Below are 9,671 nucleotides of genomic sequence, written 5' to 3'. Positions count from 1 at the left end.
GTTGACGGTGTTAGCGCGTCAGGTGCTGCCTGACTTCTTCCACAGTCCACATCGGTGAGGCGCGGTGGATCATGCGGTGGCAGTTGGCGCAGACAATCGCCAGCTCGTCCAGGCGGGTTTTTCGTTCGCCAGCCTCGCTCAGCGGAACGATGTGGTGGCACTCTGCAAAGCCCTCGCCCCGTTCCCCATACATAGCCTGAAAGTCGAATCCGCAAGCCTCGCAGGCCAGCTTGCCAGTGGCAGCCAGAACCTGAGCGATCTTCTTTCGCACCGCAGTTCTGTTCCGCTCATGCCGCCTGTGAAGCTGTTCCAAAACGCGGCCTTCATTAAAACCGGCATCCTCCTCGTTGGCGTCGAGAAGGGCGAAGGTCTCTGGCTCCACGCTCACGGCTGATCGGATGGCGGCAGCCAGTTCGTGGACATGTTCCGGCTGATCCCGAAACTCCAGGGCAACCGCCTGAACAATCAAGCTGATGGAAGCAGGCTTGCGTTCCTCTTCATAATCTTTGAGCTGCCTCAGCTTCATTGCTGTCGCTACTGGATTGCGGAAGGCGTCGTCCTGCCATGATTCCCGGTGCCAGGGAAGCCGCTTGAGATAGTCGCTAAGTGCGATCACATCGGGGTTGCGTGCTGAAAGCGTCCTGCGCCCCTGCTGGAAATAAAAGTCGTAGAGCAAAATGACTTCATCACGGTTCCAGGTTGGATTGATAGGCATGTTTCAGCTTATCGCTGCTCAGAACACAGGCAACCATTGCCCCGCGCTATAACTCCCCCCATGCAATACCGCACACTCGGCAAAACCGGCTACGACGTGTCCAGCATCAGCTTCGGGGCCTGGGCCATCGGCGGCACCTGGGGCGAGGTCAGCGAGGCCGACGCGATGGCCGCGCTCCACAAGGCACTTGACCTGGGCATCAATTTCTTCGACACCGCCGACGTGTATGGCGACGGGCGCAGCGAACGCCTGATCGCCCGGCTGCGGCGTGAGCGCCCGGAAGCCTTTTACGTGGCGACCAAAGCCGGACGCCGCCTGGACCCGCACACGGCGGGCGGCTACAACGCGCAAAACCTGCGCGGCTTCATCGAACGCAGCTTGCAGAATCTGGAAACCGAGACCATAGACCTGCTTCAGCTCCACTGCCCGCCGCCGGAGGTCTACGAGCGGGATGAAGTCTTCGGCGTGCTGGACGGCTTTGTGGGAGAAGGGCTGCTGCGGGCCTACGGCGTCAGCGTGGAAACGGTAGACGAGGCGCTGACCGCGATCAAGCATCCCAACGTCTCCACCGTGCAGATCATCTTCAACGCCTTCCGCCTCAAGCCTGCCGAACAGTTCTTTGCGGCGGCGCGGGAAGCGAATGTGGGCATCCTGGCCCGCGTGCCACTGGCAAGCGGTCTGCTGACCGGCAAGATGACCCCCCAGAGCAGCTTCGCCCCGGATGACCACCGCAATTTCAACCGCCACGGCGAGGCGTTCGACAGGGGCGAGACCTTCTCCGGCGTGGACTTTGAGACGGGCCTGCAAGCGGTGGAGGAGTTGCGCCCCCTCGTCCCCGAAGGCATGACCCTGGCCGAGTTCGCCCTGCGCTGGATTCTGATGTTTCCCGAGGTGAGCTGCGCCATACCGGGGGCCAAAAATGCCGCCCAGGCCGAGGCCAATGCCCGCGCCGCCGATCTGCCGCCGCTGAGCGAGGAGGCGATGCGCGGCGTTGCAGCCGTGTATGACCGCCTGATCCGCCCACAGGTTCAGGATTTGTGGTGAGTGGGGCAACGGTGGCAGGCGTGTAACGACGAGGGCTACCGGGCAGGGTCACCCATCCGCATTACACTGGCCGCGCCATGCCCCCCGACGACATCCTGAGCGCCCTGACCCATGCCGGGCTGGGGCCTGTGCTGGACGCCGCCCTGCGCCGCTACCGCCGCACGGGCGAACTGGGCCGCTCGCGCCCGGAGCTGAGTGCAGACGCCTGGGCCGCGCTGTCACGCCTGACCGGACGGCAGGAACGCACGACGCTCGATCTGGCCGTGCTGGACGCCGCGCTGAGGGCCAGCCGCTATGCGGTGTCCTTGCCAGAACTGCTGGACACCCTGAACGGTTCGCCCGTGGTGGTTCGGCGGCAGGCCAGACAGGACTTTGAGACCCAGTGGGCAGAGCTTCTGGCAGGCATAGAGGATGTGCCGTGGCAGACAGCATTGCGGAGGGACGGGGCAGGCGCATTAATGCTTCGGGGAGCGTTGAAAAATGGGACTGCGGATTTGCAGGCCACCCTCCGACTCGTCAGTGACGCGCTGGAGGTCACGCGGGCCGAAACGCTGAGCTATCCGGTGCTGGCCGCCCGCCTGAGCGGCGACGCACACGCGCTGGATGCGGGAACGCTGGCGGGCAACTTACTGCGGGCCGCCCTGAAATCGCTGAACATCCCCGAGCCGGAGCGCGACGGCGTGAGCAGCACCGTTCTGGTTGCCAATCTGCTCGGCCCGGCGTGGCTGAACGCGGCGGCGGGACACTGTCTGGCGCTGCCGTGGCGCGAGATTCAGACCAGCACCTTTCAAGCGCCCGAAGGCATGCTGTGGGCGGTGGAAAACCCCAGCGTGTTCGAGGCACTGCACGCCGCGCACCCACACGCGCCGCTGCTGTGTACCAGTGGGCAACCCAGCGCCGCCGCCTCCGCGCTGCTGTCGCGGCTGCCCGCAGATACCCGCGTTTATCTGAGTTGTGACCTCGATCTGGGCGGGCTGCGAATCGCCTCTTCCCTGCTGCGCCGACATGCGCTGAACTGGCAGCCGTGGCACATGGACGCCGCCGCGCATGCCCTGGCCTGCTCTCGCGGCGCAGCCCCATTGCGCGGCGATCCCGCGCCGTACCGCGCAGAGTTTCCGGGTCTGGTGGAGACGCTGGCTATAAGCGGTGTAGGCGCGCATCAGGAAAACTTGCTGCCGGAACTGCTGGCGGATGTGGGGCGCGGTCTGTCTGGGGTGGAATGAAGGCGTTGCATCTTTCTCAGGTTGGGGCCTGCCCGGTGGCCCCCTCACCCTTCCGGCGCTTCGCGCCACCGTCGATCTCCCACAAGGGCTTGCTGTGCATTGCAAAAATCAGATGCAAGGCCATCAAGTAATCTTTGTTTTTCGGCACGAGAGGCAGGCTTCGCCCGCCACCCCCCTCCCAGCCTCCCCCGCAAGGGGGGAGGAGCAAAAATCCCTCGTCTACGACAACGAATTTTCTATTGCACACCAAGCCTCGCAAGGGGAGAGGGGACAAAGCGACACGCCGCCCTCCATCAACCCTTCTCCCGCTAATCCGCCAGCCCGTATTTACGCCCCTCCTGCGCCGAATGGCCGTCCCAGACGAAGCACAGGCTGCCCACGCTGCTGCCTCTGGCGGTGGCGACGCGGATCAGTTGATAGGTGGCGGCTCCGCTCAGGGCGGGGGACAGATCGATGCGGCGTTCGCTGGTGGCGATCCAGGACAGTTCCAGATCGTCCATGACGCGGTACAGCGCGCCGATGTTGGCGAGGTCCATGCCCGCAAACGCCTCGTCCAGCCCGATCAGGCGCGGCACACGCGGCCCCAGTTGGTCAAAACGCGCGCCCAGGGCGGCAAACAGGAAGGTGTACAGCACGGCGCTGCGTTCGCCGCCGCTGCGCTGGGCGAAGGTGCGGTCCGTGATTTCCTTCTTGCCCGACGGCGTGACCGACAGGAAGGTGAAGTCGATCCACTCGCGGTAGTCCAGCGCCCGCTCCAGCTCCTGCGCGAAGGACAGCATGGAATCCGCGCCCGCGCGGGCCTGGAGGTCACGCACCACCGTTTGCAACTCATCGCGCACGCCTGACCACCACGCCTCATTCTGGTGGCTGGGGTCAATCCGGCCATTGACGCTGCGGGCCAGCGCCTCGGCAGGCTGCCCGGCGGGGGCGCGGGGGCGGCCTTCCAGATCCAGGCGCTCGTCGTGGAAACGCAGTTTGTCCAGCGTGGCACGGATGCCCGCCACCCAGTTGGCAGTCTCACGCTGCTTGGCGTCCAGTTCCTCCACCAGTTCGCGGATCAGCTCGGCGTGGAAGACACGGGCCTCCTCCTCGGTCAGCAGGGCGCGGGCGGCGTCGAGTTCCCCGGCCAGATACGACAGCAGCGCGTCGGACGTGAGGGTCTGGCCGTCGTGCGAGAAGCGGGGGCCTTCGGGGGTAAAGCGCGGGTGGTAGCTGAACGGCGCTTCCAGCAATGGCCGCGCGGCGTCGTACTCCTCGCGCAGCGCGTAGTCGGCGGCCTGCCGGTCTGTTTCGGAGACGTTGAGGGTGAGATCGGCGGGTTCGGGATGGTCTTCCGCGAGGCGCGGGTGGGCGGCGCGGCGTTCGTCCAGCGTGCGGACGGCTTCGGCCAGGGCCAGGGCGGCGGCTTCACTGGCCCCCTGCAAACCGGGCAGGCGTTCGGCGGCCAGGCGTCCGCGTTCCTCGGCAGCGATGCGCTGGCGACTGAGGTTCTGACTGCTGCGCTCCAGCTCGCGCGCCCGGCCCCGCAGCTCGTTCAGGCGGGCGCGCAGTTTGGCGGCGTCGGGGGCGTCGTGCTGGGCGCGCAGTTGCAGCAGCGTGGCCTGGAGGGCGTCGCGGGTGGCCTCGGCGGTCTGGCGTTCGGTTTCCAGCTCAGTCAATTCGGCGGCGTGTTCGAGCAGCTCCTGCGCCAGCGTCTCCAGATCAGCCCCGGCACGTTCCAGCCGTTCGAGCAGATTCCGGGTCTGCGTCCACTGGGCGGCGGCGTCGCGGTAATCGGCCTGCGCGGCGCTCAGGCTGTCGCGCCCAGCGTCGGCGTTCAGGGCCAGCGGCGCGAAGGCCAGTTCCAGCGCCTCGCCTGCCCCAGCGGCGCGGGCCTGGGCCTCGGCCAGTGCAGCCAGCGCCAGCTCCTGCGCCTCGCTGCGGAGGGTCAGGGTGTTCAGGGCCTCGTCACGCCCACGGGCGGCGGTGCGGCGCTGCCCGCTCAGGTCACGCGGGCCGCGCAGGTAATCCAGCTCGCTTTCCAGGGCCGCCAGCGCGGTTTCCAGCATCTCCAGCTCGGCCTGCGCACTGTCCAGGCGGTCTTCCACCAGTTCCAGCCCCTCGGCCAGCAGAGCTAGTTGGCGTTCGCGCTCCCGTTCGCGCGCCACCGCTCCCAGAAAGCGCAGGCCCTCGTCGGACGCGCCGCCCGCCAGTACGCCGTTGTGCCAGTGGCCCAGTGCGTCCAGACCCGCCGAACTGCTGCCCGGCTTCAGGGAGAGGCTGCCCAGAATGTCCAGCACGCCATCCGGGGCGTCCTTTTCTGACTCCAGCACGGCGCGCAGACTGTCTTTCTTGGCTTTTATTGCCGCACCCGCAGACAGCAGCGCGTCGGCCAGATTCGCGCGGCGCAGCACATCCAGCGCCCCCGCGTGCTGCTCGGCAGGCACCACCAGCGCCGTGAGCAGCCCGGAGGCCAGCAATGCGCCTTCCAGCAGACCCAGCTCACCCGCGCCTTTCAGTGGTTTGACCAGACGGTAGAACGGCTGGGCCGCGATCCCCGCGCCGCGCAGTTCGTCCAGCGCACGGGCGCGGGCGGCAGGCAACGGCGGCTCGGCCCCGCTCTGGTTCTGGAGGCGATTCAGGCGGTCTTGCAACTCGCTCTGCTCAGCCTGGAGCGCCCGCACGCGCTCCCGCGACAGCGCGCCGTCCTCACGGGCCATGCCCAGCAGCTCCGTGCCCGCCTCTGCGATGGACGTGAAGGCATCGGCAATTTCCACCGTCGTTTCCAGGGCGGTTCCGTAGGCATCGGTGGCCTCGGGCGGCAACCCCTGACCCGCCCAGTTCAGCGTCTCCGCGCGGGCTGTCAGTTGCGCGCCCGTATCGGTCAGGACGGCTTCCAGCGCGGCAGTTCGGTCTTCGAGGTTCTGACGGGCCAGTGTCGATTGCTCGGCGGCCCGCGCGGCGGCGTCCTGGCGTTCGCTCAGGCGTTCGGTGTCTCGCTCGTAGACCTTGAGGGCGGTTTCGGCGGCGTCCAGGGCAGCGGTGCGGACGGGCAGGCTGTCCTCACCATCCCACCAGGGCCGGGCGGCGATTTCGGTTTCCAGGCCAGCCAGCGCCGCCGTATCGGTTTCGCGGGCGGCGGTGGTTTCGCTCTGGTGGGTGCGGGTGCGTTCCTCTCGCTCGCGCTCGCGGCGAATGCGGCCCCGGTTCTGCTCCAGCGCGGCGCGCACCTCGGCCAGCTTGCGCTCGGTGTTGCCGAGCTGGTTTTCCTGCCCGCTGGCGGCGTCTTCCAGCGCCTCCAGTTCCACGCGCACGGCCCCGGAATCGTGGATCAGCGCGGCTTCCTGCCCGGCCAGTTCGGTCAGGAGGGTTGCCTGGGTGGCCGCCTCGGCACGCGTTGCCTCCAGTTCGGTCTTTGCGATGTCTGCCCGCACAGCGCTGTCATGGCGGCGTTTCCAGGCCAGGCGCGCGGCAGTCAGGGCGGCGTGAAAGTTGGCGGTGGCGACGCGGCGCGCGGCCTCGGTCTGGGTGTCCAGCAGGCGCAGGCGTTCGGAGTGGCGGTCCAACCTCTCGATGCCGTCGGCCAGCTTGCCGGTCACGCCCGCCGACAGCGAGGGCAATGAGCGGCGCAGCAATTCGGCGATCTGGGCGGGGCGGACCTCGCGGCCCAGTTTGCTGCCGCGCACGGTCAGCAACAGATCCAGGGTGTCCTGAAAATCGCGCTCCCCGGCCCCGTAAATGCGGCGGCGCACCACGCCCGCGTACTCGCCCTGCCCGGAGGCGAACTCGCCCGGCTGCGGCTCCAGGCGCGTGACCCGTTCGCGCAACACCCGCTCGGTCAGCGGCTGGCCCGCGTCCACCAGATCGAGGCTGACGCCGTCTTCCTCCTGTCCAGTTCCCACCCGGCCCGGCACCCAGAAGCCCCATTTGCCGATGTTGGTGCTGCCCTCGCTGGCCGACAGCCCCAGGCCGATGGTCTGGTATTCCCCCTCCGGCGTGCGGAATTCCAGCGCCAGATACGAGCGCCGCCCGCGCTCCTGGAATCCGGCGTCGGGGCCGCCCAGCAGGTAATAGCGCAGATGCCGCCGCTGCCCGCCGAAGGGGTCTAGGCGAGCGGGCGCGCTGTCGCCGTCCAGCAGCAGCGTGATGGCCGCTGTGAGCGCCGTGGACTTGCCCGAACCGTTGTGGCCGGTTAAAAACAGCCGTCCCGCCACGAAATGAAACACCTGCACCGGATACAGCCAGTAATTGACCAGGATCAGCCGGGTGGGCAGCAGCCCGCGCGCCGGGCGCGTCAGCAGGCCCTGAACGTCCTGGGCGGTAAAGAGGGTCATTGGGGTTGAGTTTAACGGGTGTTGGGGGGGGATGGGTCAAACCGCCAAACCGTCGAACAGTCTAACCGCGCAGAACGTGGGGATATTTGGTGCAGGAAGGCAGCGGGGCATGCTGGTTAGGTTGAGATTGCCGGGTGGCCCCCTCACCCTTCCGGCGCTTTGCGCCTCCCTCCGTCTCCCACGAGAGGAGAGGGGGAAAAGCCCGTGTTCAAGATTTGATTTGGCTTGGTCTGGACGCTCTCAGATCACGAATTCAACGCCGCCGCCACACTCCGGGCCACCGCATAAGCCAGATCGACAGGCACGGCATTGCCAAGTTGCCGCATGGCCTCACCCCACGCGCCACTCAGGACATAATCGTCGGGAAAGGTTTGAAGCCGCGCCGACTCGCGCACACTGAAGTACCGCACCGAACCGTCTGGCCTGACCAGCATGTTCTCGCCGCCGGGAACGCCGTGATCCCCGGCCTTGAGGGTCTTGCTGGGCGCATCCAGCGGGCTGCCAGTGTGTCCGGGATAGCTTCTGGCCCCGGCGATGAAGTGGTGGTTGGCAAAATGATGATCCGGCTGCGTTTCGGGATCGGGCAAATCTGCCAGTGCGTCCCGGACGGTTCGCCAGGGCGCAAGTGGCGAGGCGAACAGGGATGGGGCGGGCCTTTTGCCCGACTGACTGGGCGGCTGCGGTAGACCGTGCCGTTCCCAGTACGCGCCGCCTGCCTGAGCCTCCAGCAGCCGCGCCCGCGAATGCGTCGGCATGGGGAAATGCCAGTGAGCTGCAACATCACTGCGAAAGCCCACGAAGAACACCCGCTCGCGCTTCTGCGGCACACCGTAATCTGCGGCCTGCAAGACCTCGGCCACTACGCGGTAGCTCAGGCCGCCGCGTTCACCGCTCAGGTGATGCCCCTCCAGGCGGGCCAGATGCGCCGTCCAGTCCTGCCCAGCCCTGACAGTCAAATCGGGATACTGAAGCTGCAATTTCAGGTACTCGAAATAATTGCGGAAGGTGGCCCGCGTCAGCCCTTTAACGTTCTCCAGCACAAAGGCGCGCGGGCGGATTTCACGCACGGCCCGCACCGCCTCGGGAAAGAGGTTGCGGCTGTCCCCGTGACTGGCGTGCTTGCCCCCGATGCTGAACGGCTGGCAGGGCGGCCCGCCAGAGACCAGATCAACGCCCTCAAAAGCGCTGAAATCGATATCCCGCACATCAGTTTCCACAATCGGCCAGCCGCGCAGCAGCTCGGAGCCGCGCGCCTGGTTCTTGCGCAGTGACTTGCAGGCATCCCGGTTCCACTCGGCCACCAGACGCGGATGAAACCCGGCGCGGGCCACCCCCTGCGCCAGCCCGCCCGCCCCCGCGAACAGCTCCACCGAACTGAGTTGGGCCGTCATGGTGAATAGCCTAGCACAAAAAGACTAACGCTACCGTTAATAATTTTGAGGCCGCCCCCGAACGGGTTTCTCGGCCTGCTCGAATGCCTCCACACTTTCAATGCTGAACAGGTGGGCGCGCAGGCCCGTCCTGAGCGGCAGCAAGCGCCCCTGCCCCACCAGTTGCCGCACGCGCGAGGGTTTGACGCCCAACCTGAACGCGACTTGCTCAGTGGTCAGGAAATTATGTTCTTCAGTCATCCAGATCAACCGGCAATGACAGGCGCAACTCCCGCTGGAGGCGGTCAAGGTCATACGGCGCAAGACTTTCCATGCGGGTGGCCCAGGTCCGACCAGGATGCAATTGATCCCAGATGGAGCGGGCCTGCGCGTAACGGCCCTTGCCAGGATCGTGGTTGCCAAACCCGGAAATCTGAGCGTTCCAGATGGGCCGCAGCCGCTTGATCATCACCGCCTCGGCCCATTGCACCAGGGCGTCGGCCATTGGAATCACGCGCACCTCGAAGTCGGCAATGTTCAGCGTGTCGTGTGCCCTGCGGATGTTGCCCGCATGTTCGCCCAGCCGTTTGAACAGGCTGTTGCTCTGCGGCCCGCGAGTCCCCACCGACAGAACGCGCTCTGCCAGATCAAGGCTCATTTCCTCCGGCTCGCCCTGATCCCCTTCAGAGGACGGCAGCGCCGCCCCGCGCCTGCCCCCGGTGCGGCTGCCGGAGCTGACCGCCTTGCCCACGTAGATAGGCTTGACCGCCTCGCCACGGTTCACCTCGGCCAAGTCGGCATACAGCGGAAAATCACCCCTGTAATACAGGACATACACGCCGAAATGCCGCGAGAGTTCGGCCTTGTACGGGTCTGCGGCAGGGGCGCGCGGGTTGATCGCCGTCAGCGGAAAGCTCTGCTGCTGGCGAAAGAACGTGATGAGATTACGCTCGATCTCGGCGGGGATCTCGAAAGTGGGGAACACGTCTGACGATACAGCCATAGA

Annotated in this window: 7 protein-coding genes; 2 read left to right on the top strand and 5 right to left on the bottom strand. The window is 66.6% G+C overall.

What is annotated here, in order from left to right; translation table 11 throughout:
* Positions 1 to 10: 10 nt before the first annotated feature.
* Positions 11 to 715 (bottom strand): HNH endonuclease, encoded by a 705-nt coding sequence (locus BOO71_RS10655; RefSeq protein WP_075832131.1) that lies wholly within the window; start codon positions 713 to 715, stop codon positions 11 to 13.
* 60 nt (positions 716 to 775) lie between these two features.
* On the opposite strand from BOO71_RS10655, the gene BOO71_RS10650 reads away from it, so the two are divergent.
* Both BOO71_RS10650 and BOO71_RS10645 read left to right on the top strand, forming a co-directional pair.
* Positions 776 to 1,759 (top strand): aldo/keto reductase, encoded by a 984-nt coding sequence (locus tag BOO71_RS10650; RefSeq protein ID WP_075832129.1) that lies wholly within the window; start codon positions 776 to 778, stop codon positions 1,757 to 1,759.
* Positions 1,760 to 1,836: 77 nt separating this feature from the next.
* A complete protein-coding gene (locus BOO71_RS10645) occupies positions 1,837 to 2,982 on the top strand; it encodes a DUF2399 domain-containing protein (RefSeq protein WP_075832127.1) in 1,146 nt (381 codons plus the stop codon).
* Positions 2,983 to 3,290: 308 nt separating this feature from the next.
* Here BOO71_RS10645 and BOO71_RS10635 read toward each other — a convergent pair whose 3' ends face one another.
* The 4 genes from BOO71_RS10635 to BOO71_RS10620 form a co-directional block, all read right to left on the bottom strand.
* Positions 3,291 to 7,295: an SbcC/MukB-like Walker B domain-containing protein gene (locus tag BOO71_RS10635; protein ID WP_075832123.1), complete on the bottom strand. Its 4,005-nt coding sequence runs from the start codon at positions 7,293 to 7,295 to the stop codon at positions 3,291 to 3,293.
* Between the two features lie 245 nt (positions 7,296 to 7,540).
* Positions 7,541 to 8,686 carry a DNA cytosine methyltransferase gene (locus BOO71_RS10630; RefSeq protein WP_075832121.1) on the bottom strand — a complete coding sequence of 382 codons (1,146 nt, stop codon included), beginning with the start codon at positions 8,684 to 8,686 and terminating at the stop codon, positions 7,541 to 7,543.
* A gap of 36 nt (positions 8,687 to 8,722) precedes the next feature.
* The gene (locus BOO71_RS10625; RefSeq protein ID WP_075832119.1) at positions 8,723 to 8,926 is read right to left on the bottom strand and encodes a helix-turn-helix domain-containing protein; all 204 of its coding nucleotides are present in this window, start codon (positions 8,924 to 8,926) and stop codon (positions 8,723 to 8,725) included.
* Entirely contained in the window at positions 8,919 to 9,668 is a 750-nt protein-coding gene (locus tag BOO71_RS10620; protein WP_075832117.1) for an Eco29kI family restriction endonuclease, read from the bottom strand. The genes BOO71_RS10625 and BOO71_RS10620 overlap by 8 nt, the downstream gene beginning before the upstream one ends.
* Positions 9,669 to 9,671 lie beyond the last annotated feature (3 nt).

The sequence above is a fragment of the Deinococcus marmoris genome, from assembly GCF_001949125.1.
Classification (GTDB): Bacteria; Deinococcota; Deinococci; order Deinococcales; family Deinococcaceae; genus Deinococcus; species Deinococcus marmoris_A.
Note: the sequence above shows the minus strand (reverse complement) of the source record. Positions and strands in the feature narration are given on the sequence as shown.